General features: G+C 37.0%; 24 protein-coding genes. 7 read left to right on the top strand and 17 right to left on the bottom strand.

Translation table 11 applies throughout. The features are described 5' to 3' along the window. Window positions 1-82: 82 nt before the first annotated feature. The 3 genes from KM149_RS02950 to KM149_RS02940 all read left to right on the top strand — a co-directional run bounded on the left by KM149_RS02950 (window position 83) and on the right by KM149_RS02940 (window position 1660). Complete coding sequence (locus tag KM149_RS02950; RefSeq protein WP_165545170.1) at window positions 83-934, top strand: formate/nitrite transporter family protein; 852 nt, start codon at window positions 83-85, stop codon at window positions 932-934. Between the two features lie 203 nt (window positions 935-1137). Then, complete coding sequence (locus KM149_RS02945) at window positions 1138-1476, top strand: hypothetical protein (protein ID WP_165545171.1); 339 nt, start codon at window positions 1138-1140, stop codon at window positions 1474-1476. A gap of 1 nt (window position 1477) precedes the next feature. Beyond that, on the top strand, window positions 1478-1660 hold the full coding sequence (locus tag KM149_RS02940; RefSeq protein WP_050330143.1) for a hypothetical protein: 183 nt from the start codon (window positions 1478-1480) through the stop codon (window positions 1658-1660). Window positions 1661-1829: 169 nt separating this feature from the next. Here KM149_RS02940 and KM149_RS02935 read toward each other — a convergent pair whose 3' ends face one another. The 3 genes from KM149_RS02935 to KM149_RS02925 all read right to left on the bottom strand — a co-directional run bounded on the left by KM149_RS02935 (window position 1830) and on the right by KM149_RS02925 (window position 3528). Next, window positions 1830-2021, bottom strand: coding sequence for a hypothetical protein (locus KM149_RS02935; protein WP_165545172.1), 192 nt, complete (start codon window positions 2019-2021; stop codon window positions 1830-1832). A gap of 118 nt (window positions 2022-2139) precedes the next feature. Next, window positions 2140-2415, bottom strand: coding sequence for a hypothetical protein (locus KM149_RS02930; protein WP_050330140.1), 276 nt, complete (start codon window positions 2413-2415; stop codon window positions 2140-2142). A gap of 177 nt (window positions 2416-2592) precedes the next feature. Beyond that, window positions 2593-3528, bottom strand: coding sequence for a bile acid:sodium symporter family protein (locus tag KM149_RS02925; protein ID WP_214970944.1), 936 nt, complete (start codon window positions 3526-3528; stop codon window positions 2593-2595). A 201-nt stretch (window positions 3529-3729) separates the two neighbouring features. Here KM149_RS02925 and KM149_RS02920 point away from each other — a divergent pair, with 201 nt between their 5' ends. Next, a complete protein-coding gene (locus tag KM149_RS02920) occupies window positions 3730-4257 on the top strand; it encodes a hypothetical protein (protein WP_165545174.1) in 528 nt (175 codons plus the stop codon). Window positions 4258-4485: 228 nt separating this feature from the next. Here KM149_RS02920 and KM149_RS02915 read toward each other — a convergent pair whose 3' ends face one another. From KM149_RS02915 to KM149_RS02885, 7 genes are all read right to left on the bottom strand, one after another. Then, window positions 4486-4992, bottom strand: a complete 507-nt coding sequence (locus KM149_RS02915) for an SRPBCC family protein (protein WP_082165711.1) — start codon at window positions 4990-4992, stop codon at window positions 4486-4488. A gap of 142 nt (window positions 4993-5134) precedes the next feature. Next, window positions 5135-6436, bottom strand: a complete 1302-nt coding sequence (locus tag KM149_RS02910) for a Na+/H+ antiporter NhaC family protein (RefSeq protein ID WP_165545175.1) — start codon at window positions 6434-6436, stop codon at window positions 5135-5137. 213 nt (window positions 6437-6649) lie between these two features. Further along, complete coding sequence (locus KM149_RS02905; protein WP_182280611.1) at window positions 6650-7780, bottom strand: amidohydrolase; 1131 nt, start codon at window positions 7778-7780, stop codon at window positions 6650-6652. After that, complete coding sequence (locus KM149_RS02900; RefSeq protein ID WP_241415517.1) at window positions 7770-8960, bottom strand: SulP family inorganic anion transporter; 1191 nt, start codon at window positions 8958-8960, stop codon at window positions 7770-7772. Before KM149_RS02900 ends, KM149_RS02905 begins: the two co-directional genes overlap by 11 nt. A gap of 483 nt (window positions 8961-9443) precedes the next feature. Continuing rightward, the gene (gene hutI, locus KM149_RS02895) at window positions 9444-10682 is read right to left on the bottom strand and encodes an imidazolonepropionase (RefSeq protein WP_060829494.1); all 1239 of its coding nucleotides are present in this window, start codon (window positions 10680-10682) and stop codon (window positions 9444-9446) included. After that, window positions 10682-12346 (bottom strand): urocanate hydratase, encoded by a 1665-nt coding sequence (gene hutU / locus KM149_RS02890; protein ID WP_165545177.1) that lies wholly within the window; start codon window positions 12344-12346, stop codon window positions 10682-10684. The genes hutI and hutU overlap by 1 nt, the downstream gene beginning before the upstream one ends. A gap of 18 nt (window positions 12347-12364) precedes the next feature. After that, the gene (locus KM149_RS02885; RefSeq protein ID WP_182280613.1) at window positions 12365-13675 is read right to left on the bottom strand and encodes a YjiH family protein; all 1311 of its coding nucleotides are present in this window, start codon (window positions 13673-13675) and stop codon (window positions 12365-12367) included. 187 nt (window positions 13676-13862) lie between these two features. Here KM149_RS02885 and KM149_RS02880 point away from each other — a divergent pair, with 187 nt between their 5' ends. Continuing rightward, a complete protein-coding gene (locus tag KM149_RS02880; protein ID WP_241415516.1) occupies window positions 13863-14735 on the top strand; it encodes a LysR family transcriptional regulator in 873 nt (290 codons plus the stop codon). Window positions 14736-14808: 73 nt separating this feature from the next. Here KM149_RS02880 and hutG read toward each other — a convergent pair whose 3' ends face one another. After that, window positions 14809-15747, bottom strand: coding sequence for a formimidoylglutamase (hutG, locus tag KM149_RS02875; protein ID WP_241415515.1), 939 nt, complete (start codon window positions 15745-15747; stop codon window positions 14809-14811). A gap of 550 nt (window positions 15748-16297) precedes the next feature. On the opposite strand from hutG, the gene sdpC reads away from it, so the two are divergent. Next, window positions 16298-17470 carry a peptidoglycan release complex CPBP-like subunit SdpC gene (sdpC, locus tag KM149_RS02870; protein WP_165545181.1) on the top strand — a complete coding sequence of 391 codons (1173 nt, stop codon included), beginning with the start codon at window positions 16298-16300 and terminating at the stop codon, window positions 17468-17470. A 35-nt stretch (window positions 17471-17505) separates the two neighbouring features. On the opposite strand, the gene KM149_RS02865 is transcribed toward sdpC, so the two are convergent. Then, window positions 17506-18207, bottom strand: coding sequence for a ribose 5-phosphate isomerase A (locus tag KM149_RS02865; protein WP_241415514.1), 702 nt, complete (start codon window positions 18205-18207; stop codon window positions 17506-17508). 122 nt (window positions 18208-18329) lie between these two features. On the opposite strand from KM149_RS02865, the gene KM149_RS02860 reads away from it, so the two are divergent. After that, window positions 18330-18980 (top strand): MOSC domain-containing protein, encoded by a 651-nt coding sequence (locus KM149_RS02860; protein ID WP_165545182.1) that lies wholly within the window; start codon window positions 18330-18332, stop codon window positions 18978-18980. Between the two features lie 79 nt (window positions 18981-19059). On the opposite strand, the gene KM149_RS02855 is transcribed toward KM149_RS02860, so the two are convergent. The 5 genes from KM149_RS02855 to KM149_RS02835 all read right to left on the bottom strand — a co-directional run bounded on the left by KM149_RS02855 (window position 19060) and on the right by KM149_RS02835 (window position 23234). Next, window positions 19060-19269 (bottom strand): helix-turn-helix transcriptional regulator, encoded by a 210-nt coding sequence (locus KM149_RS02855; protein WP_016426259.1) that lies wholly within the window; start codon window positions 19267-19269, stop codon window positions 19060-19062. A 239-nt stretch (window positions 19270-19508) separates the two neighbouring features. Beyond that, window positions 19509-20531, bottom strand: a complete 1023-nt coding sequence (locus KM149_RS02850) for an aldose epimerase family protein (protein ID WP_182318207.1) — start codon at window positions 20529-20531, stop codon at window positions 19509-19511. 35 nt (window positions 20532-20566) lie between these two features. Next, window positions 20567-20899, bottom strand: a complete 333-nt coding sequence (locus tag KM149_RS02845; RefSeq protein WP_165545184.1) for a YnfA family protein — start codon at window positions 20897-20899, stop codon at window positions 20567-20569. A gap of 192 nt (window positions 20900-21091) precedes the next feature. Next, complete coding sequence (locus KM149_RS02840) at window positions 21092-22351, bottom strand: ABC transporter permease (RefSeq protein ID WP_241415513.1); 1260 nt, start codon at window positions 22349-22351, stop codon at window positions 21092-21094. Next, the gene (locus tag KM149_RS02835; RefSeq protein WP_241415512.1) at window positions 22335-23234 is read right to left on the bottom strand and encodes an ABC transporter ATP-binding protein; all 900 of its coding nucleotides are present in this window, start codon (window positions 23232-23234) and stop codon (window positions 22335-22337) included. The genes KM149_RS02840 and KM149_RS02835 overlap by 17 nt, the downstream gene beginning before the upstream one ends. Between the last annotated feature and the right edge of the window lie 91 nt (window positions 23235-23325).

Genomic DNA, 23325 nt, shown 5'->3' with positions numbered 1-23325 from the left:
ACCCCTAATTGTGAATGCATTCACATTTTGTTGTGAAATGTTTATACTATGGTAGAAAATTGAAGAAAGGAATTTCTAACACATGAAAGAAACAAACATAAAATGGGATACAATCTTCTACGGTCGCAAGTGGGTGTCAAACATCATTGACACGATTCAAAAGAAAGATATTTTACAAAGCTTTTATCTGAGGCGCTATTTATTAAGAGCTATGATGGCAGGATTTATTATTAGTATTATTGCAGTATTCGTTTTAATGGTAAAAACAACTTTTGCACCCGATGTCGCACCTGGTGTAGTCAATATGGCAGGTGCCATTACCTTTAGTTTCGCCCTTGTTTTAATTCTATTTACAAATTCTGAGTTATTAACGAGTAATTTTATGTATTTTACAGTTGGTCTGTATTACCGTCTTATTCGACCTTCGCGTGTGTTAAAAATCTTTTTCCTTTGTTTCCTAGGAAATATTTTAGGAGCGATTGTGTTATTTGGCTTAATTTCACTGACAGATGTCATGACAGTTGAAATGCTTGAAATGCTCAATCATACGGTTCAAGTTAAATCCATTCAATACAGTTTTCAAAACATTTTGGTTCGTGCTATTTTCGCCAACTTTTTTATTAATATATCACTTGTCATTGCAATGCAAATTGAAGATGTTATGGCTAAAATGTTTGTCATGATGTTTGGTGTAACGATTTTCGCTTTTATGGGTTACGAACACGTTGTTTACAATGCGTGTCTTTTCGTTGCTAGCTTTATTTATCAAACAGAGGCATTTCATATTTTTCATGTATTAAAAAACTTAGTTGCTGCCTTTATCGGTAATTATATCGGCGGTGGTTTGATTATTGGACTATTCTATGCCTATTTAAATGATCATGGCCAATTTAAAGTGATTAAAAATCAACAAGTGAATGACAATATCAAATAAAGGAAGCTATAAGCCTAGTCTCACAACTGGTTTCAATACTTTAATCCATTCGTGTCCTGTAACATATCAGTGATATTGATTTTATCTCTTAAAACGTGAGTCACCCCCTTGACTCGAACAATACTGAATGGCCTTCAAGCGAGCCGACGTTCAAAACTTTTCGTGTTATAATGGTATCAATTCATTGCACAAGGAGTTAGATTATGAACAAAGCACGCATCATCAAGGGACTGATTATCGCTTTACTTTTAGGCGTTTTTTTCTTTGTCATCAATGTAAATCAATATGGCGTTTCGCCCATAGCATTAGCAACTAAATCTATCATGGTTGCTGTCGTATTCGCAGTCTTATATATTTTGACATTCAGTATTTTAAGTTCAGATGAACGAAAACAACTTTTTGGTCCTCCTTTACTGATTGGGCTCATTATTGGACTCTTAGCAGGCATTCTTTTTAATCAGCCGCTCATTGGCTGTTTGACAGGTATTGTGTTGGGTATTGCGGTTGGATGGATTCGTTATCGTATGCAAAGGAGAGATTGAGATGTCGACACAAACGATTGGATTTATTATTATTGGCATTTTGCTATTGAGCTTTGTACCAAATGTATACATGCTTTACAAAACATCTAAAGAAGGTAATCCAAATACACGTTACCAATTAATGGTCGGTGTGGACGCTATACTATTAGTATTAATTATTACAGCTATCATTTTATTGACTTAACGCTTCAGTTGAACACTGTTTGAAACGCTTCAAAACAGAAAATAAAATGACAACAACAATAATTTTAATATCATCGCATATTATTAAACCCGAGCTTTTCATCAAATCATGAAAGGCTCGGGTTCACATATAACTGAGCCATTTGACTCAGATTGTTTTAAAATCATTATTAAATTTTCCCTTGTAAAAAGAAATAGTAGATTACAGCGGCAAATACAGCATAAATAATAAGACCGACGATGCCTGAAAGCACATGAATACGCATCGGAATATGCTTTTGAAAACGTGGTGCAAGTACCAAGTTACCTACTAAAATAATGAGTGGTCCAACTATAAAAAACAAAATTCCCTCTAAACTCATACTTTACACTCCTGTATCGCTATCGTTTTAGCACGATATCAATGTGCGTTCTTATCTTACCATGCTATTGTTTCTTAGCCTATATCGTTTAACTAAAAAACGAGCCGCCCTTATTTTCTTAAGAGACGGCAGGTAAAACGATAAAGGAAATGATTCCCATGATAACGATGGACAAAGGAAACACAAGAGACTGAATCAAATGTACTTTTGCTGGTGGTAAAGCTGCTCTAAGCAACCATGACTCAATCGCAAAATTGATCACTGTTAATGTCACTGTCATTGATAAGACCAACACGAAGCCATTTTGAAACTGAGCAATAAACCCAACAGATAATAACAACATCATTAATAATACAGTGAGCGTTATAAAATAATTTTGAAGGACTTTGACCATCGTTTCACAACCTTTCCTAGCACTACTTTTCGATATATTCAAATCATATTTTCGCACAACCTAACAAAAAAGTAAAATATACTTTACTAAAGTTATTGCTAAGCTAAAAAAGTTTTGCTCTGATCCGTTGAATTGTTGGATATCTTTTTTATAGTTGATACAAGGCTTTAACCCGATTTATAACTCCAAATCTTCCTTTGTTCTTGCCGCCCAATAACGTGCAAGTAATGGGCCCGTGACTAAATGAATAAAACTAAATACCGCTCCTGGTACTGCAGCTAATGGATTAAAATGAACCGTTGCAAGTGAGGCAGCTAATCCAGAATTTTGCATCCCGACTTCTATTGCTACAGTCTTTTTATCTTTATAATTAAGTTTAAAAAGATGTGCTAAAACATAACCAATTGTATAACCGAGCACATTATGTAAGATGACGACAACAAAAATAAGTAGCCCTGTTTCCACAATCAGAGCTTTACTAGAAGCAACAACCGCACCTAAAATAATAGAGATCGCAACAACAGAAATAAGAGGTAAAATGTCAGTCCCTACGTGTGCAACACGCTTCATATATTTTTGAATAAGAATACCTAAAAGCAATGGGAATAAGACAACTTTTACAACTGAAAGAAACATTGCAAGTAATGAAACATTCATCCATTCTCGAGCAAGTAGAAACATAAGAACAGGGGTTAAAATAGCCGCTAAAATTGTTGAGATTGAAGTAATCGTAACGGATAACGACACATTGCCTTTAGCAAGATAACTGATAACATTGCTCGATGTTCCTCCCGGACAACAGCCGACGAGTAACACACCGATGGCGATATCTGCGGGTAGATGAAATAATTTTACAACGGCGTATGCAGCAAATGGCATAATTGTGTATTGTAAAAAAACACCGATAATCACGGGCTTAGGCTCTTTTAAAATGAGCCTAAAGTCATCCAGACTAACGGTCAATCCCATCCCTAACATAACAACACCTAATAAATAAGGAATGATGCCTCCAAAACCTATAAAAATACTGGGAACAAAAAATGCGAGTAGACTTGCCAGTAACATCCAAAATAAAAAAGTTCGAGATGCAAATTGGCCAATACGTTGTAACATAGGCTTCACTCCTTAATTGTTTTAATAATCTGAATATTAGCATAATTATAGATGGTCTACAACCTCTTTTTTACACTTATTCAACTAAAACAACCATTCAATATCGTCCCACACATTTTATTTTTACATCTATAGTCTTACTGATTTCAAAAATTTATCATGCTACAATAGATGTAAGAAAAATTTAAATGAGGAATTGCAATGATAATTGATAAACTAGAAACTTTTATTTTAAATATAGATCAAATGAACCATCGTATGGCACGACATAAATTGTTGAAATTATTACGCCAAGTTAACCTCCAGGTTGTTATTCATGCTGAATGGACTAAACATCAACAAAAGCACATGCTTAAGATTCAAATTCCTAAGCGTGCGCTTCCTTATGTCATCAGTTTTATCAGCTTTCACCATTATCGTATCTATCAAATCGTGCCTTTGTCATTACTCGAATCAATGGAGCCACTTCAAATCCGACCTCGTGAAGAAAATCGATTTGAAATACAAATTGATGGATTGAATGATCCTTTTATTAAAGATAAAGTCATAGATATTTTAAATGTTTTTCAAAACAAGCGTATTCACTATAGTTTTGCAAAAGACAAATTGAAAGTCACAACAACGCCAGAAATACTATGTCAACTCATTGCTACGTTAGCAACGCGTCATATTGATATTTGTCAAGCAAGTGCGCCTGCTCGTTGTTATCGTCAATCGCGTATTTCATAGAGCGATACAATTCTATGTCCTCAATATAGACCTACGCACATTAAACATTTGTTCATAATTTTAGGCGGGGCAAAAATTGATTTCCGCCCCGCCTCGTTTAGACTAGCTCGAATTGTGCACCTCGGAATGTTGACCGATGCATATTTCGAGCATTTTTAGTTATCTTAATTTTAGTTTCTTTTGTTAATGACGCAACATAGCTCCCAAACCATAAAATAGGCGCGCGTTCTAATTTACATCTTGCTGCGCTTCTAGTTCTTGTTGTAACGTATCAAACATTAATTCAAAACCATGTGCCGTATGATCGTGATAAGCTTTTTTCTTCTGTTTGTATTCTAAGTTTGTCAATCGTCTTTCTTTAGGTACTAGGCCTTTATAATAAAACGTCATCTGCGTAATACCTGGACTTCTTTCTTCAAAGTAAACTTCAATTTCATCCGCTTCATCGCTAAACTCGGGCATTTGAATCGTTTGAATGATATGGGTATCTTCAACTAATGTTTGATAAACGCCTTCAATCTCCAAGCGTTTGCCTTGACGTTGATCAACTATTCTATAAGTGCCGCCCTCTATTGGATGATTTTCTAATTCTTGATTCGTACGACGTGAAGTCATAAACCATTCTTTCAATTGCTCTGGCTCCAACCATGCACGATACGCGCTTGTTGGTGTCGTCTTCATGAGACGTACAAGTTTTATTTCAACCCATTCATTTTGCATATGCTTCACTTCCATTCTCCATACTTTTCCCGATGAACTCCATCATGTTTATTGTAACTTAAATCCATACACATACCGAATAAATTGAACATCTCACAACCTATTTTGCTAGACTATTCCTAAACGTTTTTTCAAATTTATATTAAGAGAGATGTCACTATTTTTTGCGTTCTAGTCTTGGAAGGTTAAAAATGATAGCCACCACACCACATAAAGCAAGCATAATCGGATAAATAGAATAAGGTAATAACATGACGGGCGATATACTCGCGACACCCGCTGCCGCAATCAACTGTGGACTGTACGGTACAAATCCTTGAAACGCACTGCCGAAAATATCCAAAATACTTGCCGATTTACGTGCATCAATTTGATACTCATCCGCTATATCTTTTGCTAGGGGACCTGCCATAATAATGGAAATCGTATTGTTTGCAGTTGAGATATCTGCAATACTCACTAATCCAGCAATACCAAATTCGGCGCCACGTCTAGACTTAACACGACTTTTAACAAAGTTTAATAGCCAAGTAATACCTCCGTGGTGCTCAACAAGGCCAATCATACCACCAATCAATAAGGCAATCATGGCAATATCTTGCATACCTATAATTCCTTCCGATATCACTTTTAATAAACCTGAAAAACTAAATGCATGATCAATAAGCCCTATGACACCTGCAAGTGCAACGCCACCTAATAATACTAATATGACATTCACACCGATAATCGCAAGAATCAATACAAGCAAATAAGGAATCACTTTAAACCATTCGTAATCATATGTTTTTGTATGATCAATTTGGTAGCCCATTGTGAGCCACCAGAGTAATACAATGGTAATCAGTGCACCTGGCACTACAATTCTAAAGTTCACTTTAAACTTATCACTCATTTGCGTTTTTTGTGTGCGAACGGCAGCTATTGTCGTATCAGAAATCATAGACAAGTTATCTCCGAACATCGCGCCGCCAACAACTGTCGCCATTGCTAACGCTGCTGGAATTTCGGTAGCTTGGCTAATCCCAAAACCGACTGGCGCAATCGCAGCCACTGTCCCAACAGATGTCCCCATTGAAATAGAGATAAACATACAAATGATAAATAGACCGACTATCAAATAATTTTGTGGAATTAATGACAAACCTAGATTCACTATTGAGGTCACACCACCCATAGCTTGGGCTGTCTTTGAAAACGCACCTGCAAGTATAAAGATAAACATCATTAAAATAATATTAGGATGACCTGCTTTTTGAGCAAACACTTCAACTTTAGTGGTGAACTTCTCTTGACGATTCATCATAAGTGCAACAACGACGCCAATAATTGCGGCAACATTTAACGGCATAAAGGTAAAATCCTTCGTAATGATACCGGCGCCTAAAAAAATACTTATAAATACAACGAGCGGTGTTAATGCCCACGGATTATTTTGATCTCGATATTGTTTAGACATTTTGAAACTCCTTATTTATAAAAAGTATAGTCCCCTTTTTTTCAATTTCATCAACAGAATAAAACTTTCCTTATATCAAAATCATTCATTGTTTATCTGTCCTTTTAAACATCCCTTTAAAAATAACCTTAAAAGTCAACTTTTTATATGCGTATTGATTTAAAATTGAATTTTACTGTTAAACAATACATGAAATCTAATTTAACGTCAATGTCAACTTGAAGCCTCCCAAATCTCTTGAATTAAAGCCACAAAATAAGCTGGTACTTTTTCTAAAATGGCTTCATTAGGATTGTATTGTGCATGGTGAAGCGGATATGGACTTTCAGAACCTATCATCGCAAAGTGAACTGGCGCGACATCTTGATAACCTGAAAAATCTTCCCCAATCGTTAAGGCACGAGGTAAAACGTTAGCTTGATAGCCTACATGTTCTGCACTTTTTAATGCCATTTGTTGTAAAGTATCATCATTAAATACCGCACCTGCTAAACGTTGGTAATCTAAATCAACTTGAGCATCAAATTGGAGCGCGAGTCCTTCACAAATTTGAGTCATACGAGCTTCAACCTGGTCTCTAACATCCTTTTTAAAACTTCGAATTGTGCCCTCTATCATAGCGTCTTGTGGAATGACATTCCAAGTGTGGCCGCTATGCACTTGCCCGATAGTTACAACCGCTTCATCATGTGGTGCAATGTTTCGACTGACGATCGTTTGCAAACTCGAAATGAGCTGACTCAATATCACGTGTGGATCTTTCGCATTGTGTGGCATCGCGGCATGTGCACCTATGCCATGGATTCGAATAATGAAACGATCCACATTCGAAGTCATAAATCCTGTTTTAGCACGCCATTCACCCACTTTTAATGTTGGATCATTGTGGAACCCTAAAATTGCCTTCGCACCATCTAGCACGCCCGTTTTGACCACTTCAAAAGCCCCTTTACTAATTTCTTCTGCGGCTTGAAAAATTACACGGACACGGCTTTTCAACTGCGCTTCCTGTTCTTTCAATTGAATGGCTGTAGCTAATATGGCAGCCATATGAATATCGTGGCCACAAGCGTGCATCACACCTTTGTTTTCAGAACGAAATTTTAATGCGGTTTGTTCTTCAATAGGTAAAGCATCAATGTCAGAACGAATGACGATAAATTCTTCCCCTTGACCGATTTCAGCAACTAACCCTGTTGAAAGCGGCGTATTTAATATTTGTATATCATAAAGTGTTAAAATTTCACGAATCCGCTGCGTTGTCTCGTATTCTTGATTGGATAATTCTGGATTATGATGAAAGGCTCTTCGCCATTCAATGAGTTGGTTCAGTTCAACTGGCATCATTGCCACGTCCTTTCATATCATTTTTAAATCGTTTTACAAGGTAAAATATAAGCGTTCCTATCAATACCCCTAATGCTAATTGATGTGTTCCTATAATCAATAAGAATGTAATGCAAATGGTACCAAATTCGATCCAGCGTTTTTCTCTTATATAATCCAACGTTTGTTTTTCAAACGTCCCCATCGCAATACGCATCAATACGATTGCTAAAACAACAAGTGGAATACGGCCGACAATCGGTCCTAAAAACATGAGAAATATCAATAACATCACGCCTGTCGTAAAAGTCGATAAACGGGAAGTTGCGCCAAGTTGGTAATTATACTTGGACTGTCCGACAAGCGCACTGCCCCCGATACCACCAAGTAAACCGACAAGCGCATTCGTTAACCCTTGGCCAAAGGATTCCTTATTGATACTACTTTGATTATCGGTGAAGTTATCCATCATTTGTACAGTCAAACTTGTTTGAATCGTCGCAACTACAGCAAGCATTAATCCAAATAACCCAACTTCAAATAAGGTCATCCACTGTAACGGTACATCTGGAAACCCGATTGATGGCATTTCAAAATGGAGCTTGGCTAAATCTTTCACATACTTTAAATCTAAGTTGAAATATTCCGCAATAAGTGAGAAAAATAGAATTGTAACCAAAGCGGCAGGAACACGTTCAGTAATGTGTGGTAGCCAAAATAACATACACAAACTTCCTAAAGTGATGATATTTGTCAAAGCCGACTGACCTACAACATACTTAAGCTGAGAAGTGAGTAGAAGATAGCCAAGTGCATTCATAAAGCCAATGACCACTGGTGCTGGAATTTTATAAATCATTTTTTCTACATTACAAAATGCAAACAGTATTTGAAAGAGCCCCATGACGATCATCGTCGCAATAAGCATTGCTATACCGTAACGCTCATTAATCAATACAGCAACAATTGACACACCACTACTCGGGGCTGATACCATCAAGCGGCGCGCGCCAAGAAAACTAATTAGCATCATCATCAACGCAGAACTCAACAACCCGATTGTTGGACTGACACCGGCGATAAAAGAAAAAGCAATGGCACCCGGTATCATCGCAAGCGCAACGAGCATCCCTGCACTGATATTTTGGGCGACGCTGCCTCGCCAACTATTTAAATAGGCCAATACATCTCCCCTCATATCTATTCCCCCATGTCTCGTATACAGTTGTATATATTGTATCAAATTTAAAAAGTTAAGTTGACATATCGATACATTTTACGCATATATGCTTTTTGCGTTAATCATTAAGAGGCTGTGACATACATTACAAAATAAATAACGCTAAGATGATTTTCTGTTAAAATCATCTTAGCGCCCCCCTTTTAAATGATAAAACTTCGTATGATATGACTTTGTTTTCCGAGGGAACAGTCTCAGCCTGTAGTCTTCGGCTCATCCTCTTCCCTCAGGCGTCTCGTCATTAATACTTCATTTCCGTATGTCATCTTTCACTATGATAGTAAAAATAAGTCGATTACGTTTTATTTAATGAGTAACAACCCAAAATAACTTAATGATATTTATAAGTTGAGACTTCAGCCCTTAAGCAATCGCGTTCAGGAAAGTAGGCTATCAAAGATTTTATGCCCCGAACGCTTATAATGAATGGTAAAATTAAACTTATAATAATCCCAAGTGACGGTCTACAATGACACGTCCTTTTTGAATAACTTTTTCTACATGGTTTACCCCATAGTGATAAGGAACATATTCATGATTGGGTGCATGCCAAATCACAATATTCGCTTGATCACCAGGATTAATTGTACCTGCATCCACATCGATTGCCTTAGCTGCATTCACTGTAACTGCATTCCATATTTCATTTGGTGATAATTTTAATTTTAAAGCTGCAATCGCCATGACCATTTGTAAGTTATTTGTTACACAACTTCCTGGGTTGTAATCCGTAGCAATCGCAATCGCTCCATTATGATCTAACATACCTCTTGCATCGGCGTAGCTTTCTTTCCCTAAATAAAATGTTGTCCCTGGTAAGAGCACCGCTACTGTGTTCGAATGATTTAACTTCGCTTTGTCTTCTTCACTTGAAGCAACAAGATGATCTGCAGAAATCGCTTCTTCATCAATGGCAAGGCCTAACCCCCCTAATGGATCAATTTCATCTGCATGAATTTTGACTTTAAATCCTTGTGCCTTAGCCGCTTCCATATATCGTTGAGATTCTTCAATAGTGAAAACGCCTGTCTCACAGAAAATATCTGCAAAATCCGCTAATCCTTTCACTTCGGGTAGTAAATCAATCATTTCTTGTAAAAAGGCTGCATTAGACGTCGCTTCTTTAGGGACAGCATGAGGCCCTAAAAAAGTATGTCGCATCGTTAAACCATATTTCTCTGCCAATCGATTAGATATTCTTAACTGCTTTAATTCATTTTCTTTATCAAGGCCGTAACCACTTTTACTTTCTACCGCTAACACGCCATGATGCACCATCGTTAACAATGCGTGTTCTGCTTTGGCAAATAGCTCATCTTCCGTTGCTTGACGTGTCGCTTCAACGGTAGATAAAATACCGCCACCCGATTCTAAAATTTCTAAATATGACTTACCTTGTCTTTTTAGTGCCATTTCATGTTCACGTGAGCCTCCATGAATAAGATGGGTATGGGCATCCACTAAGGCAGGTGAAACGACACGATTTGAGGCATCGATCACTTCTTTAGCTTCATAGTCTTCTGTGTATGGACCTGAATAAACAATTTTACCGTCATCAACAACAACAGTCCCATTTTGAATGACTGTTAATTCATCCAATTCTTTCCCTTTTAAAGGTCGATCGACAGATTTAGGCAAAATCAATTCTTTAATATTTTGAATGATTAAATCATATGCCATTAAGCTTCATCCTCCTTCTTCATCATTGGAATATCGATTCCTTTTCTTTGCGCTGTTTCAATCGCAATGTCATAGCCTGCATCTACATGTCTTACTACACCCATACCCGGATCCGTAGTCAATACACGTTTTAATCTTCTTTCTGCACGTTCACTTCCATCTGCGACAACGACCATACCTGCATGTAAGGAATAACCCATACCTACGCCGCCACCATGATGCACAGAAATCCATGAACCACCTGCTGCAGTATTGATAAGTGCATTTAAAATCGCCCAGTCACCGACAGCATCCGAGCCGTCTTTCATTGATTCTGTTTCTCTATTTGGCGAGGCAACTGAGCCAGAATCTAAATGGTCACGTCCAATAACAATTGGTGCTGAAATTTCACCTTTACGCACAAGTTCATTTAATGCCAGCCCCATTTTCGCACGTTCACCGTAACCTAACCATGCAATTCTTGACGGTAAACCTTGAAAGGCAATCTTCTCTGTTGCCATATCTAACCAGCGCATGAGTTTTTCATCTTCAGGGAAAAGCTCGCGCATCAATTGGTCTGCACGTTCAATATCTTTAGGATCACCAGACAATGCTGCAAAACGGAAAGGCCCTTTTCCTTCACAGAATAGAGGTCGAATATAAGCTGGTACAAATCCAGGAAAATCGAAGGCATTTTCAAGCCCTTGGTCATAAGCAACTTGACGGATGTTATTGCCATAATCAAAAGCGACGGCACCTTTTTCTTGAAATGCCAACATGGCTTCCACGTGTTTTTTCATTGACTGTTGTGATTTTTGTACATAGGCTTCAGGATCGCTTTCTCTCAACTGTTCCGCTTCTTCTAAAGAATAGCCTTCTGGAATATAACCATTCAACGGGTCATGGGCTGACGTTTGGTCCGTAATAATATCAATTTTAAAGTTTCGTTTTAATATTTCATGATGAACTTCAGCTGCATTTCCAACGAGTCCTATGGCTAATGCTTCACCATTTTGTTTGGCTTTTTCAGCCTTTTCTAGCGCTTCATCTAAAGAATCGGTAATGATATCACAGTATTTTGTATCAATCCGTTTGTGAATACGTGAGGGGTCAACGTCTACGCCAATCACAACCCCTTCATTCATCGTCACGGCGAGTGGTTGTGCACCACCCATGCCCCCTAATCCAGCTGTTAATGTAATCGTTCCTTTTAATGAGCCATTAAAATGCTGCTTTGCTAATTCTGCAAACGTTTCATATGTCCCTTGAACAATCCCTTGTGAGCCGATATATATCCAACTTCCCGCAGTCATTTGGCCATACATCATTAAGCCTTTACGATCCAATTCATGGAAGTGTTCCCAATTGGCCCATTTCGGTACGAGTACAGAATTTGAAATTAAAACGCGCGGTGCTTCTTCATGTGTTTTAAAAACTGCGACTGGTTTACCTGATTGAACGAGCATCGTCTCATCTTTTTCTAATCGTCTTAACGTTTTAACAATCGCATCAAAACTTTCCCAGTTTCTTGCTGCTTTTCCGATGCCCCCATATACGACGAGTTTGTCGGGGTGTTCTGCAACTTCCGGATCTAAATTATTATAGAGCATGCGTAAGACAGCCTCTTGTTCCCAACCTTTACATTCGATTTCCAATCCTTTTTTCGCTTTAACTTCTCTAGCCATAATGCATCTCTCCTTTGATTAAAATAGAACTAAACTTAATGGAATCGTGATTAACAATGTGAGCGTGACACGGATAAACCATATACACACAAGTTGCCAAATTGGCACTTTGATTTCTGTCGCTAAAATACACGGCACTAGCGCTGAAAAGAAAATGATAGCGGATACACTCGTAATCCCTACAACAAACTTCACTTGTAAAGTGGCATTAACGACAAGTAATGAAGGTAAAAACATTTCGATAATTGAGATTGCAGATGCTTTTGCTAGTAACGCTTGATCCGCAATAGGAAATAGATATATAAATGGATAAAAAATGTAACTTAAAATATCAATCACGGGTGTGAAATTAGCGAGCAATAAACCAACAAAACCAATCGATAAAATCGAAGGCAAAATCGCTACCGTCATTTCTAATCCATCTTTAAAATTTAGCCATACATTTTTTACAAGAGGAAGCGCCTCGTGTGATTGTTTTTTAACTTCCATCCATGCACTTTTCCAACGACTTCCTTCAACAACGACTTCTTGATAGCCTTCTTGATTGTTGTAATACGCTGTAGAAGCATTTGAAATCGGTGGTAAATGTGCTGAAATTGCTGTTACGACAAATGTAATCACTAAGCAACTCCAAAAATAAAGGTTCCAATGCGGAATCAAATCGAGCGTACGCGCCACAATTATCATAAATGTGGCTGAAACAGTAGAGAATCCTGTCGCTATAATTAAAGCCTCTTGATAATTGTATACCCCTTTTTTATACACACGATTTGTAATTAATAGTCCAAGTGAATAGCTGCCTACAAAGGACGCCACTGCATCAATTGCTGATTGACCGGGCGTTTTAAATAGCGGCCTCATAATTGGTTGCATTAAAATGCCAATAAACTCTAACAAGCCGTAGCCAACTAATAGCGATAATGCAATTGCACCGACAGGTATTAAGACGCTGAGCGGCAACATGAGTTTTTCAAATAAAAATGGTCCATAATCTTTTTGAAACAATAAGGCTGGGCCTATTTTAAAGACATACATCACACCGATGACTGCACCTAAAACTTTAAACAATACAATAACAAAGTCAGTTACTGATTTTTTGTATTCTTTCCTTATAATAGGTAACAATGCCCCAATTATAATCATTAACAATGCGATGTAAGGCATCCATTGATGCAGTCCCGATCGAATCACAAGGTGAACATGGTCGACAATAATCGTTTTCTCACCATGCCATTGAATTGGGACAAAAAAGCAAACGACACCAATCAAGCTATAGACCCAAAAGCGCCACAGCTGTTTGCCTTTTAGCACTTGTTTTTGTTCTCCCATCACAGTTCCCCCTTTAAAATCGTGATGTTATTCTCTTTGTTTCATTCAAATCATCTCCAATTGTGATATGCGTGTGCCAATGTTTTTTCAATTCTTACTATTCTCATTGTAATATGGTAAGCTATCAATAACTAATATAAATAAACTAATTATCTATAAACATAAACTATAAATAAGAGGGAACGATATGAAGATTGTACAATTGGAATATTTTATTGAAGTTGTAAACCAAAATAGTTTTACTAAAGCCGCACATATTTTACACATTAGTCAGCCATCACTAACTGCGACGATTAAAAAAATGGAGAACGACTTAGGTTATTCCTTGTTAAAAAGGACAACGAAATCAATCTCCATTACCGAAAAAGGGATTCAGTTTTATAATGAGGCCATTGAACTCGTCAAACACTATCATCAAACGATAGAAAAAATGTATGATTTAAAAATGAGCCAAACCCCTAAAATTAAAATGGCCATTATTGAATCGGCTGCGCATTGGGTCGCCAATGTGATTCGGCAGCATCAAACGATACATCCCGAGCAACATTACCAAATCACAGAAATATTAGATCCACACGTACTAACACAAAAGTTAATTAACTTTGATATCCATATCGGATTATCTAACGATGAGATACGACATGATGACATTATTTCTTTGCCACTTTACAAGGAAGACTACGTCGTGCTCGCGCCTAAAGACGCATTTACACATCAAAAATCCATTTCAATTAAAAAATTACCATTGATAGTGCCTAATAAGAAATATCAAGTTCGCAAACATATTGATGATTATTTTACGCGCCTTGAAGAACGACCTAATATTATTATGGAAGTCGACCGCTTTGAAGCAGCGACCAATTTTGTACATCAAGACATGGGATATGCAGTGATACCTCGCATGTACTACCAGTCCTACTCTACAAATGATTTACGCGCAATTCGAATTCGCCCAAGTATTGAACGCACGATATATTTAAATTACTTAAAAAAACGTCAATACAGTCCACATATATTAAATCTTGTGCAGTCTTGTCGTCAATACTGGGATATGGGATAACACGAAGGACATCAGTCACGCATACATCGTTTAGCTAACATCGTTTTCTCATCATTCAACCTACACTATCCCTTTATGAAGCGGAACAATGAATAAAATGTGATAATAAATGTGCAACGAGTTTAGCTGTGCGTTGATCGACATCATACTTTGGATTGGTTTCTGCGATACTCACTGAGGTCACTTTAGGTGATTCTAAAATACGTCTCGCTAAGTCCAATACCGTATAAGGTGTCAATCCGAGTACTGCAGCAGCACTGACACCGGGCGCAAAGGCACTATCAACGACATCCATGCAAATCGTAAATAAAATCACATCATGTGCGTTAATAAAGTGATCAATTTTATCTTTCACGGGCGGCCCGATTTGATCGACAAGCTCTTCAGCTAAAACGTACGCTGTATCCGTCTCTTCCGCGTAATCAAATAACGATGGTGTATTTGCAGGGCGTTGGATACCTAAAACAAAATAATCTAAGTTTTCATCTTCAGTCAACATTTGTCTAAAGCTTGTACCAGAGGTTGAGTGTTCCTCATAGCGATTATCAAAATGTGCATCAATGTTAATGACGCCTATGGATTGATCAGGATAAGCTGCACGGACACCTAAATATTGAGCATATGCGATGTCATGGCCGCCTCCTAATAAAAATGTTCTTTGGTGCTGTTGCAGTAATTGGTGTACATAATGACCAAACTTTTGTTGTGAAGCGAATAATGTATCAGCGGAATGGGTCCAATTACCATAATCTACGATGTTTAATGACGTCGATGCAGGCAATCCCGCAAATGCACGTTTAATCGCATCAGGTCCGTCTTTAGCACCGACACGACCTTGATTCAGTCTGACACCTTCATCGATGGCATAACCGAATAAAGCAACTTCTGCTTGTTGTTGTGCAACCTCATCAATATGAGCTAACTGGATTGTTTGAAATTGACGAAATGCGCGCTGATCCGTTTCACTATCTAAACGACCTGTCCATAATTCATGATTTGGCTTTTGATACATAAGAACCCCCTCTTTCGTACGAGACTTTAATTGGGTTGTCCCATCTTAGCAAAAATTGAAATAGTATACTTATCGACAAATACAACTTCATATTAAGTAGCGACTATTCTTGAATCGTTTGACATGCTGTGATAGATGAGGCATCCCTACGTCTTAACTTTCTACAATTCTATGCTACTATTTTTACCCTTGAAAATACAAAGAAAACGTTACCAAGTGGGGAGAGTCAGAAATTAATGAAGATATTGCTTTTTGATAAACTTGAATCAAGCTTATTGATGTTTAAGTCGGTAGAGACACGATTGAACGTATCATTTGGGGTTTATGTGACACGATAAAATCTGTAACAATTTTCTTAACTTATATTACAATTCAATGATATTTGACTGTTAATAATTTATTTCTTTACAATATATGTTTATAATGAACGTTAGATTCTATGACTTGATCGTCGTCCTTTCTTGCGTTGCATTTCAATTGCAACACGTGTTTATAGGACACCCTCATGCATACGAACCTCATTAGCTACGTTTAATATGGAGGATTTTTTATGAATCGAACGCGTATTTCAGGCTTCCAATGGGCAATGACCATCTTTGTGTTTTTTATTTTTGCATATGCAAGCCCCTTGATTTTACAAGATTTCCAGAAAGCATCTGGTTTTAAACCGTTTGTATTTGCATTAAATAGCTTAGGTCCATTTATTGCCGCAGTATTATGTATCATTGTATTTAAAAATAAAAAAGAACAACTTGGCGGATTAAAGTTAGGGATTAATTTAAAAGTTATTGAAAGAATTTTATTAGCACTGACTTTACCTTTAATTATTTTTATCATCGGTATGTATAGTTTTAATACATATGCGGATAGTTTTATCTTATTACAGTCTAAAGACTTGTCTGAGACGATTTGGACTATTTTAATTGGCCATCTTCTTATGGCATTCTTTATCGAGTTTGGTTTTCGTTCTTACCTATTAAATATTGTCGAAGCAAAGTTACCACACTTCTTTGCGAACATCGTTGTCAGTGTCCTTTATTTAGTATGGGATGTTAACACTGCATTTGGATCAACTTATACTTTATTCAGTGCACTCTATGTCTTTTCATTTTCAATGATAGCAGGCGAACTTGTTAGAGGCACAGGCGGGCGTTCAATTTATATCGCTACGCTTTTCCATGCTGCCATGTCCTTTGCTAGAGTCTTTTTCTTTAGTGAGGAAATTGGAGATATCTTCTCTATGAAAGTCCTTGCTTATTCTACAGCAAGTGTTGCAGCCGTAGTCGTTGTATTAGGTCTCATCATGCGTCTCTTTACACCACGTCATAAAGATGAAGATGACGATACACCATTGATGTTCGATACGTCTCAAGAGGAAGAAGATAATCCACTTGAAGAACATTATGAAACAGAAACAGCAGTGGAACCAAAACCGACAACAAAAAGTTCTGATGCACCAGATGCAAACGTGCAACCAGAACAACAAAATGACGCAAATGTTGCCGAAGAAGTAACGTCTAAAGAACAAATCAAAGATGCAGAAAAACAAACGGACGAAACAAATCAATCTATTCAAGAGCGTGAGGCGACATCATCGCATACAGCCGATGAAGAAAAAATAAATATTGAAAATACGGATAATGAGGTTCAATCATCTGCACAAACACTGACAGATGAAAACGACGTGGCAAAAATGTCAAAACATGAGGACAAAGCAGATTGATATTATAAATAAAAAGTAGCCGGTCAATGACCGTGCTACTTTTTTATTTGTTCGGAGTGATGAATCACTTTTAAGCCTTCATCCGTTCCAACGATGGCTTCTTCAACTGTGTCTAAGAAATAGCCTGTTTCTAATATGCCAACAAGGTGAATTAAATATTCATGAAATGCATACGAATCAATACTTTGATTTAACGTACAATCTAAAATATAGTTTCCATTATCTGTAATAAAGGGGATATCACCGATCATACGTCGTGTCACTTTAACGTCAAATGCTTGTTCAATGGTACGAATCAACTGACGCCAGTTAAAAGCATCCACTTCAACAGGGAGCTTGAACGTTTGTCCTAAATAATCAACTAACTTTGTTTGATCCGCAATAACGATAAATCGTTCCGCAAAAGTATCGATGACCTTTTCTCGAAACAGTGCCCCACCGCCACCTTTAATTAAGTTTAAGTTAGGATCAATTTCATCTGCGCCATCAATGGCGATATCGATATGTGTCACATCATTAACATCAACAATTGGAATATCTAACGACTTCGCTTGTAGTGCTGTACGCTCTGAAGTACATACGCCTTTAATTTGGTATCCCTTTTCATGGATGAGTTGCGCAATTTTCGGAACGAGCAATTCAATTGTACTTCCTGTTCCAATGCCCACCGTCATGCCATCTTCAATACGACTTATCGCTTCATCTAGTGTCATTTGTTTTAGTTGCTTAATGCCCATTGTCGCACTCCTTTTTTTATGACTTATGTATCTGTCTTTATTGTACAATATTCATCTGAAAAAGCCATGACGAATCAACCGAATTACGTTAAAATAAACTTTAAATATGAGGAGGAAGCAAAATGAAATATCAAATCCATGCCATCTCAACGGGAAAAATAGAATCTTTACAATATCGAAACGATCGACCTATGAAAAGTGCGCTTAACAAAAAGCCCATTCAAGATAAAGTATGGCTATCTCAAACAGGTTTAATCACAGACGAACAAGAATATAAAGACCACGGCGGACCTGATAAAGCACTCTGTTTATACAGTTATTCCCATTATGATATGTGGAAAGAAGTTATCCACCCCTTACCTGACTATGCTTTATTTGGCGAAAACCTTACTGTATATCATGTTGATGAGACGTCATTATTTTTTGGTGATCAATACCAACTTGGAGAAGCGCGTATCGAAGTCTCTGAAATACGTGAACCTTGTTGGAAAATCCAAAGTAAATATGGTTATCCTCATCTTGTTAAAGATATGACGTCTTCTGGAAAAACAGGCTGTTACTTCCGTGTCTTACAAGAAGGCTATGTTTCTCCGAATGATGACTTGCAACTTATAAAAAGTGCGCCTAAAGTAACAAGACTTTCTGTTCAAGAACTCAATGATATATATTATAACGATAGAAAAAATAAAGACCGCCTCGCATACGCGATTCAAAACCCATTCCTTACACAAAAGCGCAGACAAAAACTTGAAAAAATGCTTGCACGCCTCTAGCTTTATGGACGCAAAAAAAGCAGGCTGACTATTGTCACCCTACTATAATATCGACTTTAATTAGCATTGAAACAGGAATCTAAGTATTGAAGTCTTTGGCTTCAAAGATAAAGACCTGTTCAACAGGCTCATTGAAAATACGCGCAATCTTTACCGCTGTCAAAATAGAGGGCATAAAATCATTGCGCTCTATTAACGACACGGTTTGACGAGAGATACCCGCCTTTTCTGCTAATTGTGTTTGATTATAGCCGTCTCTTGCACGTAATTCTTTCAAACGATTGCGCATCGCATCATCTCCTCAAATAAAAGTAAAATTGGGATGAAACTATAAATTTGATATAAGATGCATTTTACACCTTTAACAAGCCAGAAATAAAGACAAAAGCAAACTTCTATAAGTGTATTTTTTTACACATAAATTGTCTTTTGTACGATTCTTAAACAGAAATAGGAGGTGGAAAACGTCATATCCTCTCTTCCAACCTCCTTAAACTTATCCCGCACTTGCCTGAGTTCACATTGTATTCAACAATTGGATATTCTTTCGATTTGAAATGCTGTTTTAGAATAAAAAGGTGTATTAGCTTTCAAAATCGAATAGGCCTTGGGACCTAGTAATTGTATATCATTAGGCAAGCTTTGAGTTTCGACTGTAATACCTGAATGAGGCTTAAAAATATTCATATGACTTTTCCAATTTTCAGAGTCATTTAACGTATAAAGTACAACTTGAGGCGCATCTGTTGAAACATGCAAAGCAAGATCATCATTTGAAATTGATAGTTGACCCTCCGCCACTTCAAAAGGATGATCTAAACCTCTCTTCGCATTCACTTGTTGCTGGATGCTATCCTGCGTAGTATTAAAAAGTTGTGCTAACTGAATCTGATTCGAACCCATTTCTTCAACGAGATCAATCGGAGTTAGCGTAGGCATGCCTGTTTCATCTAAAGGATACATTGCTAATCGATCACTTGCGATCACATGATTATCCACCACATTGCTATCTCGATTTAAATTAAAATACACGTGATTCATTGGATTAAATAATGTATCTGCATCTGATTGTGCTTCATACTCAATCGTCCATGTTTCCGATGTATCATACGTAAAAGTTACTTTTACATCTATATTTCCCGGGTAATGATCTTCTTCTTGTCGTAATTGTGTAGTAAAAACAACTTGCACCTTTTCTGAAAGATCCTCTTTAATGATTTGATAATCAAACAGCCGATCTGACAAACCATGATGTCCACCATGTAAATGATGTGGTGGATCATTTTGTTCAAGTGTATAGGTTTTGCCTTTTAATTCAAATTGACCGTTTGCTATGCGACCGCCAACTCTTCCAACTGTTGCACCAAAATAAAAAGGATGATGAGGATAAAATTCATCAGCTTCAACTTCGTTCCCTAAAACAATATTATTGTCGCCAATTCTCCAACTAACAATACGTGCACCGTAATTCATGAATACAATTTTACTTTTGTTATTTTCTATTTTGATGAGTTCAATACCATTAGATTGTTGTTCAATATTAATAAACATTTTTACACTGTACTCCTTTACACTGCTCCCAAAGTTTATCCCCTAGTTGGCAATACCATTATGAGCACCCCTATGATACAGATGGCACCACCAATCAAATCAAACTTGTCCGGCGTTTCTTTATCAATCCAATATGACCATAAAAGGCTCATAACGATAAAGACACCCCCATACGCTGCATACACACGCCCAAAAGTTGGAAAGGTTTGAAATGTCGCAATCACGCCATATAAAATGAGTACGACACCACCGATGAATCCAAACATGAATGGTCGTTCTGCGCGTAACCATAGCCATATGAGATAACCGCCACCGATTTCACATAATCCTGCTATGATAAAAATCACTGTGGAATACACAAAACTCACATCTTCACCTCATATATTTTACTCTATTCTAACAGTATACTACAAAAAACAAATGATAAGGCAATCACACTTGCACAAAGTGAATATGACTTGTGGCCATCACCGATAAAAAGGTAACTGAATTCCTAAAACAGTAGTGTCTGTTTACGAAACCCGTTACCTTAATATTTATTCATCATTTTGATATCTTTTTTAAGATTGGTTTTGGCGTTGAAAAGCACGTTTTAAAACATTGACCCATCCTTTTTCAAACGAAAGAACCGAATTTTTATATGTTTTTGCAGCAACAATAAACAACACAATAATGAGCACAATATGAATAATTACTGCAATAATACCTTCTATCGTTGAGACATTGGACAAGGATAAGCGAGAGAATGTCACAAACGGTGAGAAAAACGGTACATAACTTGTAATTTTGATAAATAAATTGTCTGGATTAAGCGCACCAAAATAACCTGAGTAAAATGCACCCATTATTAATAAATTCATTGGCATTAATGATTGTGCCATATCTTCTATTCTAGACGTTAAGTTACCTAAAATAGCGGCTAAGATAACATAACTAAAGATGCCAAGTATCAAGAATAGCAATCCGAAAATGATCAAGCGAACGATATGAGGTGTAAATTCTACAGATATCGAGTCGAAAGTATGTTTTAAATCAAATATAAAATAACAAGCGACGACAGTGATAAAGAGCGCTAAGATTTGAGTGAACGCTACTGCCAATACGGCTAAAATCTTGGCTAAGATATGATGCACAGGATTTACACTCGTAATAATCATTTCGGAAACGCGCGATGTTTTTTCAGTCGCGACTTCCATCGCTATTTGTTGTGCATAGTTAAATGTAATAAAAAATATTAGAAATGTTCCTGCCATTACAATTACTTTGCTAAAACTTTCTTCTTCAGAACTTAAATTTTGATCTGCTTGACCTTCTTTTTGAACAATTTGGCTTTTAACGTTACTTTGTGCTTGTAACTTTTGTAAATCTTGTCCTTGAAGTCCTAGATCCTGTGCCACCTTTTGCACTTGTAGTTGAGTTAAAACAGATTGTAATGTCGATTTATCTTTATCTGATGGTGTATCGTGACTTAAAATAGTTCCATTGAGTTCATGCGTCTTCGTCTCATCAATAATAAAAGCTTGATCAATATCTTCCTTTTTTAATTTTTGCTTTGCTTGTTTTTCTGATACATGTTCAAACTTCGTGTCTTCATTGACAATCGAATATTGCTTTTTGACTTGTTGATACAAATTTTTATCCTGCGTTACAATTGCAATACGGTCTTCTCCACCGTCAAACAGTTTAATGATTTTATCCACATTCGCTAAACCGATGATGAGCAAAATCATGATGACCGTCGTAGTGATAAAAGATCTAGATCTCAACTTCTTTTGGTATGTGATTTGGAAAGTCGCAAAAAATTTATGTATTTTTGTCACCTACCTTCTCTATAAAGATTTCATTAATCGTTGGTTCCATTAGTTGAAAACGTTTCGCATAACCTTTTTGTTGAACGATTTGAAATATCGCTTCTGCCACAGTTTCATTTTCAATTGTAAAATAATTTTCTGAGCGATGAGTTTCATAATGTAATACACCTGTAAGTTGCGCCGCTTCTGATAAGTCATAAGGTGCATCGACGACAAGACGTTGATAGCCTGCTTGTTGTTTCACTTGTTGAATATCCCCTTGTACAACCATCTGTCCACGATTTAATATACAAATATTATCGCAGAGCTCTTCGACATGTTCCATACGGTGTGAGCTAAAGATAATCGTCGTCCCTTTGGCATTAAGATCTTTGACAGCATCTTTTAACAACTCTACATTAACTGGGTCTAATCCACTAAATGGCTCATCCAAAATCAATAGTGACGGTTCATGAATCATACTTGCGAGCAATTGTACTTTTTGTTGGTTCCCTTTAGATAGCGCTTCTATTTTTTTATGACGGTTTTCTGTGATTTGAAAACGCGCTAACCAATAATCTAATGCTTTTTTGATATCCGTATTTTTCATTCCTTTTAAAGTTGCTAAATATTTGAGTTCTTCTGTTACAGTCAATTTAGGATGCAATCCTCTTTCTTCTGGTAAATAGCCAATGATGTCATACATCGTTTTATCTATCTTTTTGCCTTCGTATGTAATTTTGCCTTCAGTCGGTTCAGATAATCCTAAAATCATACGAAATGTCGTCGTCTTACCCGCACCATTTCGTCCTAAAAAGCCCAACATCTTACCTTTTTGAAGTTCAAACGAAATGTCATCTACTGCCACAAATTGTTTGAACTTTTTCGTGACCTGTTCTACTTTTAACGTCATTGATGTAGCTCCTTTCGCTATACGATTACTTTGAATATACAAGAATCCAATAAAAATGACAAGTATATTTGTCAAAATGACTTATTTATAT

It is taken from the genome of Staphylococcus coagulans (assembly GCF_022557135.1).
Lineage (GTDB): Bacteria > Bacillota > Bacilli > Staphylococcales > Staphylococcaceae > Staphylococcus > Staphylococcus coagulans.
Note: the sequence above shows the minus strand (reverse complement) of the source record. Positions and strands in the feature narration are given on the sequence as shown.